Genomic DNA, 16,046 nt, shown 5'->3' with positions numbered 1-16,046 from the left:
TGGGGGAGGTGTCGTGTCGAGGGCAATCAGGCGAATACACGGAGCAACCTGAGCAGTAGTCCACGGATGTTCCGCGGATTAAGCTGCCATTGTCTGCCTGTGCTCGCCGGTCTGTGCTGAATAGCACTTATGGCCCGTTTCCGGCCCAAGCAAAAAGTTCATCAATAACAAGAGGATATAAGATAGAAGAATGGTGGGCGATATAGGGATTGAACCTATGACCCCACCCGTGTGAAATGTCGGCCCACAAGCAAAGCCGCGCAATACAGCCATTCTTAAAACCAAAGTAGCTTCGTTGTGCTCACTATGTTCTCTCTGCGTTCTGGTGTGAACCAGTTTTGAACCAGAGGGAACACCCTCACCAGCCGAGTTCACCCGGTTTTCACCTGACCGAATTCGAGATCGAGCACGTCGGCGGCGTCCTGCATGTGGCTCGGCGCATAGCGCCCATAGACCCGCTGAGTGATCCGGTCATCGGAATGCCCGAGGTACTGAGCGATCTTCGCCATGGGGATGCCAGCCTCTGCTTGCCAACGTGCGGCCGAGTGGCGGAACACATGGGCAGTAACCTCGGACAGGCGCGCCTTTTCTGCGGTCTTTGCCAGTGAGCGCTTGACCGATTTGACCGGGTTCCCGGCCCACTCGATGACATAGTCTGTTTCAGCGGCCTTGCGGGCCTCTTGGAGCGCCGCGCGAATTGTCTTGTTCATCGGCACCGAAGCGCGCCCCTTGCGCTTGTGGGGCGCCTGCTGGTCGTCCAGATGGATGATGCCGCGGGCGAAGTCGACCTGGTCCCACTTTAGCGTCAGGAGAGCTTCCTTGCGGCCGCCAGTGGCAATCGCCAGCACGATGAAGAGCCGGATGTGGTCTGCGGTCGCGTTGTCCTTCAATCGGGCTACTTCATCTCGTGTAAGCCAGCGATCCATTGGCGCTGGCTTCGGCGGCATCGAAATGTATGGCGCTCGAGCTATCCGGCCGCGCTTCACCGCCCAACCCATCACGATCCGCAGGTGGTTGAGCTCGGTCCAGATTGTCCCGTCGGATCTGCCATTAGGGTAAGCAGGCCTGTTGCCAATTTTCTCGGTGGGCTGCCGGCGCATGCGGATATAGTCTTGGCACGTCTCGTCGCCGATCGCCTCGGCCTCGCGGGCCGCAAAAGTGCCCTTCAGCGCCTTCCACGTCGTAAGCATGCTGGCAGCGATCCGGCGCCCGCGCTTCTCTTCGCGATATGCGTTCCAAAGGGTTTCGACCGTCTGGCCAGGCGCGCGCTCTGCTTCGGCATTCAGCTTATCGATGGCCGTCTGAGCGGCTACCTTGTTATCTGTGCCAAGCGTATTGCGGTGACGTTTTCCGGCATCGTCGTAGTAGACCGCGACGAATTCACCCCGGAGTCGTCCGAGACGGTATTTTGACATTGGTAGTCCTCCACGGCCTTGGGTTCGATGCGCAGTAGCTTCCCAATTCGGAAGGCACGCAACTGGCCGTTGTTGATGAGATTGCGCACATGCTGCTCGGAGCAGCCCCAGGACATAGCCAGGGAGCGCGGTGAGTAAACGTTCGGGTGCGCTGTCATTCCGCCTGTTCCTTATGTGCAGGGAGGGGTGCGTTGGCGAGTTCGAGCAGCACGTCAGCATGGCAGGGCTGATCGAGCCTGCACCAGCAGGCAAGGTTCTTGCCGCGAAGTTCCGGCAGGCGCGCGCGCAGTTCGAAAGCACGCTGCCCCGGCTCGGCTGGGGCTTCCAGCATTTCGCGATATGCCGCGACCGCATCTTCTACAGTGGGCATGCAAATGTACGAAGCGCCTGACCCGCCGCCGGCTTTGACAAGCGGGTTCACAATGAAGGGATTGCCCCACAATCCCGGCCGCGACACCTTCACGGTGTTCTCGGGCATCTTCCAGCCCTTCTTACGCGAAAGCTGGACCCGGACGGGCTCACCCATTTCTATCTTCCTTATCTATACGGGAGGGAGGAGCGGGGAGAGGCTGCCACATGGTGAGGCGCAAAACTTCGTCCTCGGCGGTCAGATCCTCGGCGTCGTGGATACGGCCATCGGGCAGATACTCGTCGCCGAACTCGTCCATGAAACCGCCATCAGGCATCCGGCAGCAAGTGAACGCTCGCGCGTCGGCGCGGCGAGTGACGACACAACCCTCCTTGTAGGTGTGCCATCTCTCGATGGAGCCAGCGTTGACCGCCAGAAAGGTGCTCCCATCCTTCGGCGCGCTCTCGATAGACTGCCAGCCGCTCTCCGCTATTCGCTTATGAGCGTCGTCGAGGGCGTCGAGGAGGGTGCGCAGATCGGCGTGGCCAACCGTGTTGAGCCTAAGACCTGCATCGTGGTCGATTGTGGCCCGCAGTTCCTTCGCGACGTCAGCCACGGCCCGCCTCCTGAGAGAGAAGGGCGCGACCGGCTTCGGTGATGTGACTGCCTGTATAAGCCGTCCATACGACCGGGACGGTCACCAGCCCCTTTCGGTACAGCGACATGGCCGTTCGGACCTCGTGTCCATCGTGAGGTTGGGCGCCGATGCCGCTGCCATCACTGTATGAATGGCGGAGAGCACGCGTCAGGAATTCGCGCTGCTTCGGTGTCAGCTTCATTTGCTTGGCTCCTGAGAAAGGGCGCGGAGGGTCATACCCATAGGGCACCCTTTTTGATGCGCTGAATCGTCGTGCGGTGAACGCCAAGCTGTTTGGCGAGCGCCCTTGGCCCATCGTTGCTCTCGCGGATAAGGGCAACCGCCTCTTTCGAGAGCTTGGCCTTCGGATTACGCGCGCCCCGCGTCCATGTGTTCTGCCGCCCGTTTGCCGCCCCGATAGCGCGCGCACGTAGGGGCTCGACCTGCGTCCAGTGCCGCTTGCGATCGAACATGTCGGCGACGTTTGTCTTGCCATCCCCGACATAAAGATGATCCGGGTTTGCGCATCGCGGGTTGTCGCAGTGATGGCAAAGCATGGCGCCCGTGGGGATTGGCCCGAATAAGGCCTCCCACACAGCGCGATGGTGAAGTTTGAGCTTACCGTCACGCCAAACGCGACCGCGACCTCTTTCGTCGGTTTTGCCGGTCCAAAGCCAACAATCACCAGATCGGTCCAGCCGCTCGATAAGCCCGCGCAGCCGCTCCACAAGGTCTGGGGTGGTCATGCTGCGGACCTCGCTTCGAGAATAGCGCGGCCGATCAGCTCGGGGATGAATGGGACAACGCTGTCGCCTGTCGCCCTTATTCGAGCGATGTCCAGCCTGGATGGTATCCCATCAACCACGCGTGCCACATCGGGCTCGGTACGCCACCAAGCCATCGGTCCAAAGTCACGCTCTTGTTGGTCGAGAAGTTGAGCGCTTCGATTGAAGTGCAGGTACGGCGGATATGGTCCGAAGCTGTCGGCGTCGGCACGGAATGCGTCTTCTTGCCGGTAAGCGAGTATCCAGATGCGGTCACGACGGTGAGGCGCGCCAACATGGGCTGCGGGTATACAATGCCATTCCGCATCATACCCGATCTCAGAGAGGCCCCCGAGCAGGACGTCCAGTCCGCGAGAGCGAAGCTTGGGGGAGTTTTCGATAAGGGCATAGGTCGGGCGGATTTCTCCGATAATCCGGAGGAATTCGAACCATAGTCTGGACTTGGCGCCGGCAAGCCCGCGGCCTTTCCCCGCAATGCTGATGTCCTGGCAGGGGAAGCCCCCACAGATGACGTCGATGACAATTCCATCTCGGGCCAAAGCATCGGCTGTGAGGTTTCGGACATCTTCATACTGCCTCACGTCAGGCCAATGCTTCGAAAGAATCGAGCGGCGGTACGGGTCAATCTCGCAGAAGGCTACTGTCTCGAAACCGCCTGTGCGTTCCAGGCCGAGATCAAAACCGCCGATTCCCGCGAAAAGGGAAAGGACGCGCAGCCGCTCCACAAGGTCTGGGGTGGTCATCTAGTCCTCCTTCTCGTTGCTTGTGCTAACCGGATCGGAGGGGACTGCGCGCGCGTCCAGATCGCTCAGCTCTTTACAACGACGCTTTGTTTCGTCGGCTTCGCTGTTGTCGCCATAATCGCAATCGCCGCAGATCTCGCACTGAAGGACAGGCACTGAGCACCCGCAATATGGTCCACAGCCAGCATTGCAGCCGCCAATCGAAACCCATTGATGGCGTCCCAACTCGTGACAGGTAGCGCTCGCGGCTTGCCGCTCCAGGCGAGCGACCTCCGCGCGCGCTTCGTCCAGCTTTTCGGCCAAGGTGCTCACTCGCCGCCCTCCTTCGCCGTCTGGCCTACTGGAGAAGAAGAGCGGAGGGCGGAGAGCGTCTTTCGAGCGAAGGCGCAATTTTCTTTCGAAGGGAAGGCGCGGCCACGATCTTCATCTTCCAATCCGGCCAGGATTTCTGCGCACCTGATCAGGTCCGTCAGATCCGCCCCGCCCTTCGCCTGGCTTGTGGCGGGGCCAAGCGCAGAGCGGATGCGCTCATAGGCGCTGTTCATTTCCGGATCGTAGCTGGTCCACGCGACCGTTACAGGGCCACCACCTTCGCAGGCTTTCCAACCGGATACGAACGCATGCTTGAGCGCATTGGACAGATCGAGCGGCCTGACTGTGGCCTTGATCCCCGGCTCTCCTGCATCTGCTGGGGATGGGGAGGAAGCGCGCTGAACGATGGCTATGGCGTGGTGTGTCTTGGCGGTGCAGACGAGGTTGTTGTGCTCGTCGTAGACCCACGCGTAGTTCGCTTCACCATCTGGCCCGTACTGGATATCATAGCGCCACGTGACCGGCACCGCCTCCGCTTGTTGGCTTGAGAGGGCCAAAACAGCGCGGACTGTGTTTTCGATGCTGTCGGCGCGGATGAAAGTCCCCTCATTGTCGCCGTCTATTTCAAGATTTTCGCTGGCGATCTCTACTGCTGCCTCGACCATCTCCTCGCTCACCTTGCCTGCATGGGGAAGGGCGGAGAGATAGGCGGTGATGCCTGCGACAACTGCATCATTCACGGCATTTTCGTCTGACGCCATGTAGGCGTCATCTGCCGCTCGCTGTGCCGCTTCCAAAGCCTTTGCATCCAGATCTGCCTTTACCGTCTTGTTGGTCATGACCAACCCCCGACGAGAAAGGCATAGGCACGGGCACCGAAGCCGCTGCCAGATCCAGTTCCGCCGACACCACCAGGACCTGACCCAAATCCGGATCCGCTGCCCGTGCCGACTAGATAGAAGCCGCGCATCAGACGATCTCCCGCGGCTTGACCCCGGCAATGCCGGCAATCAATTCGAGGGTGTCTCCCGCATCCTGCTTGCCTTCGCAGACGGCCTGGCATGCCCGTAGGATCGACATGCCTTTTGCTCGAGCAGCCTCGCTGATAGTTGCCGGAGTGAAGTCGTTGCGGACACCGGTGAACTGGTTCTTCAGCGTCTCGCCTTCGCCCGGGCCAGTGGCGGCCCACAGCGTCCTGGCGACAAGTTTCAGCCAGTCCCGGTCTTCCTGAGTGAGGTCGGAGGAAGGCGCTACCTGCTCACCATGAGTGGCTTCTGTTGCGCCTTCCTCCGCTTCGCCGTTTCCGGCGGTCTGATCGGCAGCGGGGGCGGGGTTTTCTTGGGGGAGCTCCCCGCTGCCGAAGCCCGATGCAGGGACATCGGACTGTTCGTGATGGATCGAGGTTTTGCGTCCGAGCGTGTCGGTCACATGCCCGAGGCTGAAACCCTCTTGGCTGTCGGAAGCACTGTCACCGTTCGCTGCCTTGGCCTGCGCCAGCCGGTCAGCAGGATCACCGCCGCCGGCGTCGTTGATATCGGCCTTCAACTGATCCGATGCGCGAGCAATGGACTTGAACGTCTCCTTCATGCCCTCCAGCGACGATTGCCGGGTGCCTAGACCTTTCCACCAGTCGAGCAGTGCCGCCATTCCGTTGTTCGCCGCGAACAGGCCCTCGCGCTTGGCAGCCTCCAGCGCCTCGTCCAGCGCCACACCCTGATCGCTCCATTGGCGCACGCTGCCGCCGGCATCGGTCGTGATGCGTCGGCCTTCGGGGAAGGCGAACAACAGGTCTCCGGGGCACTTCTGGATCAGCGGGACGTGAGTACCTTCGCCGAGCATCATCGAGACGGTCATCTCGTAGATGAACGACTTCTCCTGGACGACGACGAAGCCCTCGTTGACGATCTCGGTCTTGCCGTTCGCACCCTTGACCTGCGCGACCTTCTCCTTGACCCGGCAACAGAAGATCAGGTGCGCCCTGGTCTGCAGAAGCTCGTTCATCAGCTTCTTGTGGCCGGCCTTGGGCTTCTGCCAGCAGTGCAGGCCTGCACGTTTGGTCGACTGCTCGATAGCTTCCGCCTGCTCCAGCACGCCGCCGGTGCCTTCCCACTCATGGGAAATGCTGTCGACGATGATCGCGGTGTAACCGGCGTCCTCGAATGCCCGGATCGCTTCGACATAGCGCTGAGAGCTGAACGGCGGGTCGCCGCGTCGATCGTGTTGATGGGGAGTAGGGCGTTCATCTCGGTTCCCTCTGCGCCACCAGATCAGCCCGGAGAGGCGTCTTGCGTAGTGGCTTGATGGAGATATGAAAGCATATCTTTCACATCTGCGCAACAGAAAAGAAAGCATTGCTTTCACTTGTGGTCGAGCGTACAAACCCGATCAGCGGCGACCGGGTGCAATTCCCGTGCAGGTGAAGCCGCAGGCGCGGGTGTCGAAAGTCCTACCGTGCTGCCTGAAAGTGAGGACCGCCTATCCGAGAGGACGGCGTTGCATGTGTCCCATCCCGGCTCCGGCCTTCAGGACATGGCAATGGGCGCCCCGTCCTCTTTGGCTCAGGCCATAGGGGAGGGGGTGTCTGTTGCCGGAACCCTCCCTCACCAACCTTCAAAACCAAAGATTTCTGGAGATGTTCAACAGTCAGAGGATATAGCGAATGCCTATCTCAGCAGAGAAGATGAAGCTCTACCCAGGCGGATCGATCAAATCGCCTGAATGGCAAGAGATCCGCGAACGCATCCGCGGCCGGGCAGGAAATCGCTGCGAGAAATGCGGCGTTGAAAATTACGCGCTGGGTGGCCGGCTGCGAAGCACAGGCAAGTTCTTGCCGGCCCAGCCGAAAGGCGACAACGGCCTGAGGATCATCTGGCCGAAGCCAGGCGAGGAATGGTGGTGCGGGGAGGGCGAACCGATCTGGCTACGCATCATCAAGATCGTCTGCACGGTCGCGCACGTCGACAACCATCTCACCGACCACTCGGACGAAAACCTGCAGTTCTGGTGCCAGCAGTGCCACCTACGGCATGATGCCCGGCAGCATGCGGCGAGCGCCAGGCTCACGCGCCGGCGGAAGGCGCCGCAGATGGATATCGAGGATTGGTTGGGGCACTGACAGTGCTTGTCAGTAGTGCTGCATTTTTGGGGATTCCGCGACTCAACTGATGTGCTAATCTGCGAGTGGCAGCAGACGCTGGAGCACCCTCAGTCTTCCGATTAAGTTACGGAAGGCAGGTGAAAGGATGGTCGCCATATGTAGGCGGCCTAACACCTTCACTGAAACGATGGCCAGGGGCTGCCACCTTTTCTCACAAGACATGCCCATAGTATCGGAAAATGTCCTTGAAGATGGCGTCGATCTCGACCTCATAAGCCGGAGGTTGAAGGACAAGCCCAAAATCATCCACGCGCCTGTTTTCAGTAGCCATTATCGGTCGTAGTCGGCGCGCTGGCTCTATTGCCGCATCGGTGGATGGGCGGCGAAGGGCTGAAAAGAATGCGCTGGCGACCACATCTGCTAACTGAGCTCCAGCCGAACGGTTGGCCTGAATTCGGTCTATCAGTCGCCAATCTATAGCCTCGGGAACAATTACTCGTCGCTTCAGGATGCTAGTTCCGTGCTTCGCCTGTTGGCGAAGATGATCAAGATACACAGCCATTTGGCCATACGCATGGCCCCCGCGCTCGGCCAGGACAATTCGTATCGGACGAACTGGGTGGCCATTGCGCTCGCATGAGGCTTGTACTGCGGCTGTTACTCGTTCGAGCATTAGTCTGAGGCACCAATTGTAGAACCAGTCCGGCGCCGACATTCGGGAGGCAGCTCTGGCGTTGTAGTAACTTTTCATATTGAGCTTGTGGGATGCCACGGCGAATGCCTTCACGGGCAGGCCTGAGACCAAGTCACAGGCCCGAAGGCGCTTTGTTGCGGACAGGCTTCGAAAGTGAAGACTGTCACCTTGGATAGCATTGATGTCTTTTCGAATTGCTTTGACCCAAGACACTGTGTCGGGTTCGTATTTTGCTCGCAGTAGTACTGCGCCAAGCACGAACCATTCGCTCGCACCCTTTGCGTCGTGCGGGGCGATAGCCTTTAGGCCGGGGTCGCCGGCCTCATCAACGTAGAGAACGAAATCAGCATCTGGTGCAATCAATCGCGGCACCATTCCTTTGTGGTGAGCTTGGTCATTGCAGGTGCTGAGCGCACTCGTAAGAGGTTGCGCAAGCACAGTCCCCATTCCATCTTCACCGATGGGAGTATTTGCGCAAGAGCCTGACGACCTCTTCGGCATCGCAGGCGCGATCAACTGCGTTGGCTTGATCCCTAGGGCCATGGCTAGTGCAGCGACCGTCACAATCGTAGGTGCTTGCTCTCTTCGCTCGAGAGCACCGACGTAGTGCTGGCTCAACCCCGCTAGCCAGGCGAGGGCGTCTTGAGAAAGTCCGCGCCCGCGCCGAAAAGGCGCGCAGGTTGTTTGCGAATATCTCTATGTCGAGGTCACCGCAGTTCGGCCTCGATGATCTCCCGCGCGGCCTCGTACACCGTCTTCAACTCCGGCTCATTGCTCTGGTGCTGCTCAAGCAAGTAGAGGGCTTGTTCGTAGACTTCTCGAACCTCCTCATCGGACAAGATACCCTTTGCCCCCAGCATGCCGATCAGAGAGGCGAGTAGGGACGAGGATACCAATTCGCTGGCGGCGAGGGCGTCTATCCGCGGGTCTCGGCCAGTCATCACCGCTTGGCGCCCTTGCGGTCGTTCGAAATCCTTGTCAACTCTATCCGCTTGGCCTCGATCCTGTCGGCGGCAGCCAGGAGGATTTCGACCACCTCGGCTTTGGTCCGCGATGCAGGGTTTGCAGCGATTGCGCGCAGATCCTCAACGATTGTCGGCATGTGGTGTCTCCATTTGTTCGTTCTAAGCCCCAAAATGTCGAGGCGTTCTTGCGTCATCACTCGCCACGATTCACCAACACCGGCGCCAACAGCTGCGTTGCCTTCACATCCAGGGCCGCGGCGAGCTCGGCCATCGTGTTGATGGTCGGGTCGACTTCGCCGCGTTCGATGATCTGGAGGTATCGCTCACTGTAGCCGACCCGCCGCGCCAACTCGGTGAGCGTAAGCCCTTTCGCCTGGCGCAAGGCCCGCAGGTTGGTCACGAAGATCCCAATGATGTCAGGCTCTGCCGTCATTCGAGGTTGACCTCCGCTTCTCCTCGATCTGCGCTTTGCAAGCTTTCATGACTTCCACGGCCTCAAGCAGCATCGCCGAGACTTTCTCAGCGGGGAAGAGGTCGATCGCGCTGGCCATGGCGTTCAATTCGAAGACGATGTCGTCTTGGGTGAGGTCATGTGCAGGGCCACCGGAGAAGGCGATTTGCTCGCGGTAATCTCGTATGGTGTTCGCGGCCCGCTGCAGCATCCGGGCCATTTCAGGACGAGTCAATTTCGATATCTCATTCGCGGTGCGTATCAGCTCCGAGATGAAATAGCTCGTTACCATTTTGAGCGCCCGATCCCACTATTCGGCTTTGCCTGTTTGCGGCGGGGCACCTGGGATGTCGCGCTCCAATAGGAGCATAAGGACATCACTGACCTCGACCAGGAGTTTTCTGATTTCCTCGCGGCTCAGGCTATCGATGTGATCCTTAGCGTCCATGACCTCGAGCAGAAGGTCGACGCCACGTTGATGCAGTACCGGCAATGTGAACTCCTCTTTCTTGCCTGCCGATCTAAGCGCGCACCTGTCTGTTGATCAATCGAGGAATTTGTTCCTCTTTCGTTCTTGACTCTGTCGATAGGACAGCGTTCCTATTGGGCATCCAACAAGAACGCCATGGGAGGCGAGAGTATGAGTGCAATGTACGTAGTCCAGAGCTATCAGCCGGGTAAGCGCGGCGCCGTCGTCGCGGATACCCCAGTCGAGGCCCGCGACTTGGTTCATGCCAAGCAATTGGCCGAACGGCTGGCCGGCCGGAAACCCCTGGTCATCGCCTTTGTGCGCGAGGGTGACGCCATCACCGGAGATTTCGAAGATCCGAAGCTGATCGTCGCGTATGGCGAGCTGCCCGAAGAGCTCAATGAAATGCAGCGCATGTAGCGGCCGGCGGGGGCACGAATTGGCGATACAGCATCAGATCAAGCCGCGCTTTGCATCGCGGAACGAGGAAATCGTCGCCGGCCTTATCGAAGCGGCCGGCGCAGTCGCACCGCTGGATCCGGTCATCGTCATCAAACGAAAGGCAGCGGAGATATCCGTTATGATGGCGCTTTTGCATGGTGGGGACTGGCGGGTTCAGATCGACCACGAAGCGTATTTTGTTTCGATTCGTCAGCGTTAGCCGCGAGCATATCGCTGATCTCGCTGAGCAGTTGATGGACGTTCTTCTGTTTAAGACCGACAACTCGATTGAGGGTGGATTCAATCGCGCGGATACCGACAATCGGTTCGTCGACATCGCTGGCGCGAAGCGGTTCGTCCCTTGCCGGCTTTTGTTCAGCTGGGCTCTCAATCACGACGGGCAGCGGGCTTGGGTGCTGCATGGCGCCCAGAACCGGCTCGCCGCGGTTCGTGGCTAACCAATCGAAACTCACGCCGTAGACGAGTGCGATCCTTTCCAGTCGCTTCCGGTCAGCGCCATGCCCACGTTCCCAGTTGACCACAGCTTGCCTTGTCACATCCAACGGCCGCGCGAACTCTGCAGGCTTAAGCCGTTGTTGCTCGCGCACCCATTTGATGCGCTGACCTAGCGCGATGTCTTCCGGTTTGGGTTCTTTTCTCATGACCCGACAATGTCAGACGAAAGCCGCGCTTTCACTGAAAGAGATGCTTGCTATTATGTGAAAGATATGCTTTCACTTTCGGCATGGCTGACGCAATCGAAACAGCAGTTGAAGTGGCAGGCGGTCCTGCGGCCTTGGCCCGTTCCATCGGGGGCTTAACGCCCCAGGCCGTCTCACAATGGCGGAAGTGCCCGCCTGAACGGGTTCTCGATGTTGAGCGCATCACAGGTGTCTCTCGCCACCTGCTCCGGCCTGACATCTTTGGTCCTGCTTCGGAGACTGCAGCATGAGCCTGGCGCACCAGATCATGCCGACTGGCGAGCATCCCGTGCCGTCGCTCATCCGCTACGATGCCGCCTGCAAGGCGCTGGCCGAAGCGAAGTCCGTCGACGACGTGAAGGACATCCGCGACCGCTCCGAAGCCATGCGGGCCTACGCCAAGCAGGCGAAGAACAAACAGCTCGAGGTGGACGCCGCCGAGATCAGGATCCGGGCCGAGCGTCGCCTTGGCGAGATGATCGCTGGGCAGCGGGCGACGGTCGGACTTAGCGAAGGCGGTCGTCCCAAGAAAACCCCTTCCGTCGAGGAAGTGGTTTTCAGCAGGCCAGTCTTGGCTGAGGCCGGCATCGACCACAAGCTTTCTGCTCGCGCGCAGAAGATGGCCGCCGTCCCGGAAGCCGAGTTCGAATCCATGGTCGGCGAATGGCGCGACAGGGTCGAGGCTGAACACGAGCGCGTTACCACCAATCTGCTCAAGGCAGGCGAAAAGCGTCTTGCCCGAGACGAGAAGGAGGCCGCGCTTGCTGCGAAGATGCGCGCCGCTGCCGCGAGCCTTGGGCAGGGCAGCTTTGGTGTCGTCTACGCCGACCCGCCTTGGCGCTTCGAACCTTACAGCCGCGACACCGGCATGGATCGCGCGGCAGACAATCACTATCCGACCATGCTGCTCGACGACATCGCAGCGCTGGAAGTGCCCGCAGCCGACGACTGCGTCCTGTTTCTCTGGGCCACCGCTCCGATGCTCCCCGAAGCTTTGCGCGTCATGGCGGCGTGGGGCTTCACCTACAAGTCGCACATCATCTGGGCCAAGGATCGTATCGGCACGGGTTATTGGACCCGCAACAAGCACGAGTTGCTGCTGATCGGTACCAAGGGTTCGATTCCTGCGCCCGAGATGGGCACCCAGCCAGAGAGCCTGATCCTGGCAGCCGTCGGCGCTCATAGCGCCAAGCCCGAACTGTTCGCGGAACTGATCGAGCGCCAGTTTCCGAATCTTCCCAAGATCGAGATGTTCGCGCGCACGGCCCGGCCTGGATGGCACGGCTGGGGTGCGGAAGCAGGACAGCCGGTATCGGCTGACGACGCAGGCCGGTTCGACTCCGGCTCGCTGACCGAGATCGTGGTGAATACGCAGGTTCAAGTCCTGCCCGGCATGCCTATCCAGGGTGCTAAGGGAGGCCCCACCGGTATGGGGCGGTCTGACAGCGTGGAAAGACATGCACCCAATTCCCAATCGGATGGCGACGCATTCGCTGCAGTGAAGGGCAAGGCCCGACTGGCGAACGTCAATGACGTTGAACCGTCGCTGTCCGGTACTGATCCGCAGAAGCCGAACTCCTCCCCGGCTGCGGATAAGGCCGAGGCCCCGTCCTCCTCCCCGGAAGCCTCGGCCACCCAATTCACCAACACACGCTGCCAGAAACCGGACTCGTGCAAATGGGCTCATAGCCAAGCCTCGTGCGCCTCCTGCAGCGCCGCATGGATGAAGGCGAGGGCCGCAGCATGACGCTGTTTCTGCTTTGGTGGTTTTCGCTGTCTGTCGCCGCGACGTTCGGCTGGGTCGCCCACGCATTGATGTCGAGGGCGTCATGACCTGGCTGGCCTCAGCCCTTTATGCGCTCGGCGTTATTGGCGCTGCCTCGGCTGTATCCCGCGATGCCCCTTTGGGGCTCCGCGAAAACGTCGTCATCATTGTCTGGCCGATAGCGGTTGCAGCCGCGATCGGCCTTGGACTTTTCACCTTCGTTCGCAGGGCTTGCAGGCCATGAGAACGAAAACTGCAGCTGCACACTCTGACGGGCTCGGCGGTTCTGATGAGTGCGCATGGTTCGATCCTTTCATGGATCTGACGTTGGACTACTCCGACGGGACACCCCGCCTAGTGGGCTACCCGGCGGAAATAGCCGGCAACCCACGGTTCAAACGTAACCGTGGAGACCTGGAATGTGCGGCAAACGTTTTTCCGAGCACGGAAAAAGTTCTTCCGAGGGCGGCATGAGTACCGTTGCACTGAACGAAGCAAAGACCTGGGCCGATGCTCTGCATGACGCTGAGTATCGGGGCAGGAAAGATACTGACGGGGCGGCAAGGTTCCGGCTTTCGAAGCGGATCGGGGTTCGCGAGAGCTACCTCTATCGGCTCCAGTACAGGGTCGGAGAAATGTCAGACGTGGCCGGTGAGGCGTATCGCCGGCTGAAGCTCGCATACGACCAGATGTGCGAGCGAACCGAGGCCGCCGCCGACCGCAAAGACGCGGAGCGGCACGAACTGAAAGCGACCCGAGATGCGGATTACCAAAAGCCTACGCAGGTGGGCACGAGCGACTTTGATGCTCGAAATTGAGCGGGTGAGGCACCGGCCGGCGCGAGGGGTTGCTTATGCAGCCTGCGCGGCTGCGGCGGTCCTTGTGACCATCTGGGCCATCGACGCCAACAGCATGGCCATCACCCAACGACCGACAACCCAACGCGCCACGGTGTGGTGAGGAGAGCAACATGAGCATAGCAGGACACAACAGCGAGTTGAGCGTCGGCGAACAGCGCGCCCTTATGTTCCACCACTTCAATCTGATCGAGGCGCAGAAGGGCATCGTCAGGTCGGCGCAGGACGCGCTGAAGAAGCTGAAGAAGACTGCGAAGGCCGACGGTCTGGTCATGGCCGATCTGGATTACATGGCACGGTGCGCAGCGCTCGAAGACCCCGACATTGTGCCGGCGGAAATTCTTCGTCGTGCCGAGATTGCATCGTGGTTCGCGCTGCCGGTCAACTTCCAGCCTGACATGTTCGTCGATCGCACACCGCTTGAAGACAGGGCATTCGAGGAGGGCAAGGCGGCTGGTCTGCTCGGCAAGGGTCCAGAAGCTCCGTATGACGCAGCATCTGCTGCAGGTCAGGCATGGTTGCAGGGCTGGCACGAAGGCCAGCGCATCATGCGCGAAGACCTGCAGTCAGCGATGGAGAAGCGGAACGCGGCCAAGGGCGGCGACGAGCTGATCCAGGGTGGCGAGGAAGTCGGTGACCCGTTCGCCGAAGCGGCGGAGTAAGTGATGCTGAAGCCGCTACATGAGAACGGCCGGGTCGACACGCATGCCGGCGGCTCTGATTGCTGCGACAAACGTGGACGTCGCGCTTTCCACGGAAACCGTGCCTGCGGCGGCAAGAGCGCACTGGTTCATGGCGTCAAGCCACCGAATACTGTCGTTTCCCGTCCAATGAATGAAGAGGAAGTCCGCGGCGTCGTCGATGGTGGAGACAAGGTAAAATTTGGTCGGGTGACCGGCGCAGAGTACGAGCGTCGCCGGGAGCTTGTGCTTGCTGTTCATTCCGCAGCCTACGCCTCATGGGCGGACAACGCGAGCGGCAAATGCGGGGAGGCTGCGTAATGGACGGTCCCATCACGCCATTGCGTCGCCGGCTGGCTGCAATCTGCCTGTGGGGCTGCGCCACGTCTGCTGCCTATGCCTTCGTGCTGTTTATGACGGTGGTGCGCCCCTGATGCTTATCCTCGGCCTCGACATCGCAACGGTAACCGGCTTCGCCTGGTACGAGCCCGGCTCGCCTCTCGCATCAATCAAGACAGGCCTCATCAAGGCTGAAGGTGACAACGCCGAGGAAAAGGCGGCGTCGCTCGCTCAGAAGCTCGTGGTGATGTTCAAGGCTGGCCGGCCCGACTTCGTCTCGATCGAGCAACCCATGCGAAACGTGAAGACCTTCACGAAGAAGCGGCAGGACCTCGGCGGCCTAGTCGAAGAGCAAACCATCAATCCGAACGCACTGCAGCTCGAAGGGCTGGTGTGTGCCGCTGTGGCGATCATCGCCGCCTATCGCATCCCTTGGGAGACGATCCCGTCGGCGACATGGCGAAAGCACTTCCTCGGCATGGGGCGCTCGCCTGGGTTTGATCGGGCGGCATGGAAGCGTGCCGCAGTCGACCGGTGCCGGGCATTCAAGATCGATGTCAAGAACGCGGACGCGGCAGAGGCTGTGGGTGTCGCCGTGGCCGGCCAAGCGACGCAGACATACCGAATGATAGTCGAGAGGGCGGCTTAGAATGGCACAGGAAAGGCCAAGTATTTTAGCCGCTAGTCATCGTGGCCCACACCCCGATCCGTCGGTTGTGTTCGTCAGCCAAGAGCATAGAAGCTCCGATTTTGGTGTTGCCGTCCTGATCCAATGGGTCGCCGTCTTTCGCGACGGTAAAGAAAACTCGCGCGTGATGTGGAGGTTTCGACCTGTCCTCCCATCCTGGGATTATCAGTGGCCAACAGTGCGGGCCTTCAGCATCTTCCGCTTCTCCGTCAATCTCCCAGCGATATGCTTGAAGGAGGTTGAGATTGTGGTTCGCTATCTCAAAGTTGCCACTCCAAATGAGGGTCCTTCTGTTCCAGTTGACTATCCGCAATACCGCGACCTTCGCTCGCCGAACTCTAACGAAGTCCATCGTTGGCATTGCATCGCCCACTGTAAAGTTGGTTTGCTTTCGCTGCTCCGCGAGCTGGTCATAGAGCGCTGCGAGTTGGCTGTAGAGCGCAAACAAAGTTACCACCGCAGCGATCGCGGCCGCCCAACCACTAAGCGCTCCGACCCATTCTCGAATGCAGGCGCCGTAGTTCTCATCAGGACCACAAAACCCCAATTGCGCAGTTGCATTCAACCAAACGAATGCGGCCAGAGCCCCCATGAAGCCGAGTGCCAGACCCAGCGCCAAATGGCCGTCCTTGTTCCAACGCATGAACGTGTCCCCTTC

Annotated in this window: 25 protein-coding genes and 1 pseudogene; 8 read left to right on the top strand and 18 right to left on the bottom strand. The window is 60.1% G+C overall.

Going from position 1 to position 16,046, the window contains the following annotated elements:
- Positions 1 to 371: 371 nt before the first annotated feature.
- From B015_RS0113640 to B015_RS32190, 8 genes are all read right to left on the bottom strand, one after another.
- A complete protein-coding gene (locus B015_RS0113640) occupies positions 372 to 1,415 on the bottom strand; it encodes a site-specific integrase (protein WP_018428263.1) in 1,044 nt (347 codons plus the stop codon).
- Positions 1,416 to 1,569: 154 nt separating this feature from the next.
- Positions 1,570 to 1,941, bottom strand: a complete 372-nt coding sequence (locus B015_RS0113630; RefSeq protein WP_026227248.1) for a DUF4326 domain-containing protein — start codon at positions 1,939 to 1,941, stop codon at positions 1,570 to 1,572.
- Complete coding sequence (locus tag B015_RS0113625) at positions 1,934 to 2,380, bottom strand: hypothetical protein (protein ID WP_018428261.1); 447 nt, start codon at positions 2,378 to 2,380, stop codon at positions 1,934 to 1,936. Before B015_RS0113625 ends, B015_RS0113630 begins: the two co-directional genes overlap by 8 nt.
- Positions 2,373 to 2,603, bottom strand: a complete 231-nt coding sequence (locus tag B015_RS0113620) for a hypothetical protein (RefSeq protein WP_018428260.1) — start codon at positions 2,601 to 2,603, stop codon at positions 2,373 to 2,375. Before B015_RS0113620 ends, B015_RS0113625 begins: the two co-directional genes overlap by 8 nt.
- Positions 2,604 to 2,634: 31 nt before the next feature.
- Entirely contained in the window at positions 2,635 to 3,147 is a 513-nt protein-coding gene (locus B015_RS32195) for an HNH endonuclease (RefSeq protein WP_018428259.1), read from the bottom strand.
- A complete protein-coding gene (gene dcm / locus B015_RS0113610; protein WP_018428258.1) occupies positions 3,144 to 3,929 on the bottom strand; it encodes a DNA (cytosine-5-)-methyltransferase in 786 nt (261 codons plus the stop codon). The genes B015_RS32195 and dcm overlap by 4 nt, the downstream gene beginning before the upstream one ends.
- 308 nt (positions 3,930 to 4,237) lie before the next feature.
- Positions 4,238 to 5,080, bottom strand: coding sequence for a hypothetical protein (locus tag B015_RS0113605; RefSeq protein ID WP_018428257.1), 843 nt, complete (start codon positions 5,078 to 5,080; stop codon positions 4,238 to 4,240).
- Between the two features lie 130 nt (positions 5,081 to 5,210).
- A complete protein-coding gene (locus B015_RS32190; protein ID WP_157632734.1) occupies positions 5,211 to 6,593 on the bottom strand; it encodes a hypothetical protein in 1,383 nt (460 codons plus the stop codon).
- A 328-nt stretch (positions 6,594 to 6,921) separates the two neighbouring features.
- Here B015_RS32190 and B015_RS0113595 point away from each other — a divergent pair, with 328 nt between their 5' ends.
- Positions 6,922 to 7,356, top strand: a complete 435-nt coding sequence (locus B015_RS0113595) for a hypothetical protein (RefSeq protein ID WP_157632733.1) — start codon at positions 6,922 to 6,924, stop codon at positions 7,354 to 7,356.
- Between the two features lie 193 nt (positions 7,357 to 7,549).
- On the opposite strand, the gene B015_RS33265 is transcribed toward B015_RS0113595, so the two are convergent.
- From B015_RS33265 to B015_RS30860, 7 genes and pseudogenes are all read right to left on the bottom strand, one after another.
- Entirely contained in the window at positions 7,550 to 8,479 is a 930-nt protein-coding gene (locus B015_RS33265) for a DUF3800 domain-containing protein (RefSeq protein WP_157632732.1), read from the bottom strand.
- 81 nt (positions 8,480 to 8,560) lie between these two features.
- A pseudogene (locus B015_RS34085) lies at positions 8,561 to 8,689 on the bottom strand (helix-turn-helix transcriptional regulator); the annotation flags it as partial.
- Positions 8,690 to 8,739: 50 nt separating this feature from the next.
- Positions 8,740 to 8,973: a hypothetical protein gene (locus B015_RS0113585; RefSeq protein WP_018428253.1), complete on the bottom strand. Its 234-nt coding sequence runs from the start codon at positions 8,971 to 8,973 to the stop codon at positions 8,740 to 8,742.
- Complete coding sequence (locus B015_RS33260) at positions 8,973 to 9,134, bottom strand: hypothetical protein (RefSeq protein ID WP_018428252.1); 162 nt, start codon at positions 9,132 to 9,134, stop codon at positions 8,973 to 8,975. The genes B015_RS0113585 and B015_RS33260 overlap by 1 nt, the downstream gene beginning before the upstream one ends.
- 56 nt (positions 9,135 to 9,190) lie before the next feature.
- Positions 9,191 to 9,430, bottom strand: coding sequence for a helix-turn-helix transcriptional regulator (locus tag B015_RS0113575; RefSeq protein WP_018428251.1), 240 nt, complete (start codon positions 9,428 to 9,430; stop codon positions 9,191 to 9,193).
- Positions 9,414 to 9,740, bottom strand: coding sequence for a hypothetical protein (locus tag B015_RS30865; RefSeq protein WP_018428250.1), 327 nt, complete (start codon positions 9,738 to 9,740; stop codon positions 9,414 to 9,416). Before B015_RS30865 ends, B015_RS0113575 begins: the two co-directional genes overlap by 17 nt.
- An 18-nt stretch (positions 9,741 to 9,758) precedes the next feature.
- Complete coding sequence (locus B015_RS30860; RefSeq protein WP_018428249.1) at positions 9,759 to 9,941, bottom strand: hypothetical protein; 183 nt, start codon at positions 9,939 to 9,941, stop codon at positions 9,759 to 9,761.
- A 147-nt stretch (positions 9,942 to 10,088) separates the two neighbouring features.
- Here B015_RS30860 and B015_RS0113560 point away from each other — a divergent pair, with 147 nt between their 5' ends.
- Positions 10,089 to 10,337 carry a hypothetical protein gene (locus B015_RS0113560; protein ID WP_157632731.1) on the top strand — a complete coding sequence of 83 codons (249 nt, stop codon included), beginning with the start codon at positions 10,089 to 10,091 and terminating at the stop codon, positions 10,335 to 10,337.
- A 158-nt stretch (positions 10,338 to 10,495) separates the two neighbouring features.
- On the opposite strand, the gene B015_RS32555 is transcribed toward B015_RS0113560, so the two are convergent.
- Positions 10,496 to 11,020: a helix-turn-helix transcriptional regulator gene (locus B015_RS32555; protein ID WP_081623478.1), complete on the bottom strand. Its 525-nt coding sequence runs from the start codon at positions 11,018 to 11,020 to the stop codon at positions 10,496 to 10,498.
- A gap of 83 nt (positions 11,021 to 11,103) precedes the next feature.
- Here B015_RS32555 and B015_RS32550 point away from each other — a divergent pair, with 83 nt between their 5' ends.
- The 5 genes from B015_RS32550 to B015_RS30845 all read left to right on the top strand — a co-directional run bounded on the left by B015_RS32550 (position 11,104) and on the right by B015_RS30845 (position 14,343).
- Positions 11,104 to 11,310: a Cro/CI family transcriptional regulator gene (locus tag B015_RS32550; RefSeq protein WP_081623477.1), complete on the top strand. Its 207-nt coding sequence runs from the start codon at positions 11,104 to 11,106 to the stop codon at positions 11,308 to 11,310.
- Positions 11,307 to 12,806, top strand: a complete 1,500-nt coding sequence (locus tag B015_RS32545; protein ID WP_018428245.1) for an MT-A70 family methyltransferase — start codon at positions 11,307 to 11,309, stop codon at positions 12,804 to 12,806. Before B015_RS32550 ends, B015_RS32545 begins: the two co-directional genes overlap by 4 nt.
- Before the next feature lie 82 nt (positions 12,807 to 12,888).
- Positions 12,889 to 13,068: a hypothetical protein gene (locus B015_RS0113540; protein ID WP_018428244.1), complete on the top strand. Its 180-nt coding sequence runs from the start codon at positions 12,889 to 12,891 to the stop codon at positions 13,066 to 13,068.
- Between the two features lie 175 nt (positions 13,069 to 13,243).
- Positions 13,244 to 13,642 (top strand): hypothetical protein, encoded by a 399-nt coding sequence (locus B015_RS30850; RefSeq protein WP_157632730.1) that lies wholly within the window; start codon positions 13,244 to 13,246, stop codon positions 13,640 to 13,642.
- A 152-nt stretch (positions 13,643 to 13,794) separates the two neighbouring features.
- Complete coding sequence (locus tag B015_RS30845) at positions 13,795 to 14,343, top strand: hypothetical protein (protein ID WP_157632729.1); 549 nt, start codon at positions 13,795 to 13,797, stop codon at positions 14,341 to 14,343.
- 15 nt (positions 14,344 to 14,358) lie between these two features.
- On the opposite strand, the gene B015_RS0113525 is transcribed toward B015_RS30845, so the two are convergent.
- Positions 14,359 to 14,622 carry a DUF982 domain-containing protein gene (locus B015_RS0113525; protein ID WP_018428241.1) on the bottom strand — a complete coding sequence of 88 codons (264 nt, stop codon included), beginning with the start codon at positions 14,620 to 14,622 and terminating at the stop codon, positions 14,359 to 14,361.
- 172 nt (positions 14,623 to 14,794) lie between these two features.
- On the opposite strand from B015_RS0113525, the gene B015_RS0113520 reads away from it, so the two are divergent.
- Positions 14,795 to 15,349 (top strand): hypothetical protein, encoded by a 555-nt coding sequence (locus B015_RS0113520; protein ID WP_018428239.1) that lies wholly within the window; start codon positions 14,795 to 14,797, stop codon positions 15,347 to 15,349.
- Positions 15,350 to 15,374: 25 nt separating this feature from the next.
- Here the strand turns inward: B015_RS0113520 and B015_RS0113515 are convergent, their stop codons facing one another.
- Positions 15,375 to 16,031 carry a hypothetical protein gene (locus B015_RS0113515; protein ID WP_018428238.1) on the bottom strand — a complete coding sequence of 219 codons (657 nt, stop codon included), beginning with the start codon at positions 16,029 to 16,031 and terminating at the stop codon, positions 15,375 to 15,377.
- Positions 16,032 to 16,046 lie beyond the last annotated feature (15 nt).

The organism is Hoeflea sp. 108, assembly GCF_000372965.1.
Taxonomy (GTDB): Bacteria; Pseudomonadota; Alphaproteobacteria; order Rhizobiales; family Rhizobiaceae; genus Aminobacter.
Note: the sequence above shows the minus strand (reverse complement) of the source record. Positions and strands in the feature narration are given on the sequence as shown.

What these genes read in the sequence shown, in the direction of transcription:
- B015_RS0113640 (WP_018428263.1), bottom strand. Translation starts at nt 1,415, where the DNA reads ATGTCAAAATACCGTCTCGGACGACTCCGGGGTGAATTCGTCGCGGTC.
- B015_RS0113630 (WP_026227248.1), bottom strand. Translation starts at nt 1,941, where the DNA reads ATGGGTGAGCCCGTCCGGGTCCAGCTTTCGCGTAAGAAGGGCTGGAAG.
- B015_RS0113620 (WP_018428260.1), bottom strand. Translation starts at nt 2,603, where the DNA reads ATGAAGCTGACACCGAAGCAGCGCGAATTCCTGACGCGTGCTCTCCGC.
- B015_RS32195 (WP_018428259.1), bottom strand. Translation starts at nt 3,147, where the DNA reads ATGACCACCCCAGACCTTGTGGAGCGGCTGCGCGGGCTTATCGAGCGG.
- dcm (WP_018428258.1), bottom strand. Translation starts at nt 3,929, where the DNA reads ATGACCACCCCAGACCTTGTGGAGCGGCTGCGCGTCCTTTCCCTTTTC.
- B015_RS0113605 (WP_018428257.1), bottom strand. Translation starts at nt 5,080, where the DNA reads ATGACCAACAAGACGGTAAAGGCAGATCTGGATGCAAAGGCTTTGGAA.
- B015_RS32190 (WP_157632734.1), bottom strand. Translation starts at nt 6,593, where the DNA reads ATGCTTTCTTTTCTGTTGCGCAGATGTGAAAGATATGCTTTCATATCT.
- B015_RS0113595 (WP_157632733.1), top strand. Translation starts at nt 6,922, where the DNA reads ATGAAGCTCTACCCAGGCGGATCGATCAAATCGCCTGAATGGCAAGAG.
- B015_RS33265 (WP_157632732.1), bottom strand. Translation starts at nt 8,479, where the DNA reads ATGGGGACTGTGCTTGCGCAACCTCTTACGAGTGCGCTCAGCACCTGC.
- B015_RS0113585 (WP_018428253.1), bottom strand. Translation starts at nt 8,973, where the DNA reads ATGACTGGCCGAGACCCGCGGATAGACGCCCTCGCCGCCAGCGAATTG.
- B015_RS33260 (WP_018428252.1), bottom strand. Translation starts at nt 9,134, where the DNA reads ATGCCGACAATCGTTGAGGATCTGCGCGCAATCGCTGCAAACCCTGCA.
- B015_RS0113575 (WP_018428251.1), bottom strand. Translation starts at nt 9,430, where the DNA reads ATGACGGCAGAGCCTGACATCATTGGGATCTTCGTGACCAACCTGCGG.
- B015_RS30865 (WP_018428250.1), bottom strand. Translation starts at nt 9,740, where the DNA reads ATGGTAACGAGCTATTTCATCTCGGAGCTGATACGCACCGCGAATGAG.
- B015_RS0113560 (WP_157632731.1), top strand. Translation starts at nt 10,089, where the DNA reads ATGAGTGCAATGTACGTAGTCCAGAGCTATCAGCCGGGTAAGCGCGGC.
- B015_RS32555 (WP_081623478.1), bottom strand. Translation starts at nt 11,020, where the DNA reads ATGAGAAAAGAACCCAAACCGGAAGACATCGCGCTAGGTCAGCGCATC.
- B015_RS32550 (WP_081623477.1), top strand. Translation starts at nt 11,104, where the DNA reads ATGGCTGACGCAATCGAAACAGCAGTTGAAGTGGCAGGCGGTCCTGCG.
- B015_RS32545 (WP_018428245.1), top strand. Translation starts at nt 11,307, where the DNA reads ATGAGCCTGGCGCACCAGATCATGCCGACTGGCGAGCATCCCGTGCCG.
- B015_RS0113540 (WP_018428244.1), top strand. Translation starts at nt 12,889, where the DNA reads ATGACCTGGCTGGCCTCAGCCCTTTATGCGCTCGGCGTTATTGGCGCT.
- B015_RS30850 (WP_157632730.1), top strand. Translation starts at nt 13,244, where the DNA reads ATGTGCGGCAAACGTTTTTCCGAGCACGGAAAAAGTTCTTCCGAGGGC.
- B015_RS30845 (WP_157632729.1), top strand. Translation starts at nt 13,795, where the DNA reads ATGAGCATAGCAGGACACAACAGCGAGTTGAGCGTCGGCGAACAGCGC.
- B015_RS0113525 (WP_018428241.1), bottom strand. Translation starts at nt 14,622, where the DNA reads ATGAACAGCAAGCACAAGCTCCCGGCGACGCTCGTACTCTGCGCCGGT.
- B015_RS0113520 (WP_018428239.1), top strand. Translation starts at nt 14,795, where the DNA reads ATGCTTATCCTCGGCCTCGACATCGCAACGGTAACCGGCTTCGCCTGG.
- B015_RS0113515 (WP_018428238.1), bottom strand. Translation starts at nt 16,031, where the DNA reads ATGCGTTGGAACAAGGACGGCCATTTGGCGCTGGGTCTGGCACTCGGC.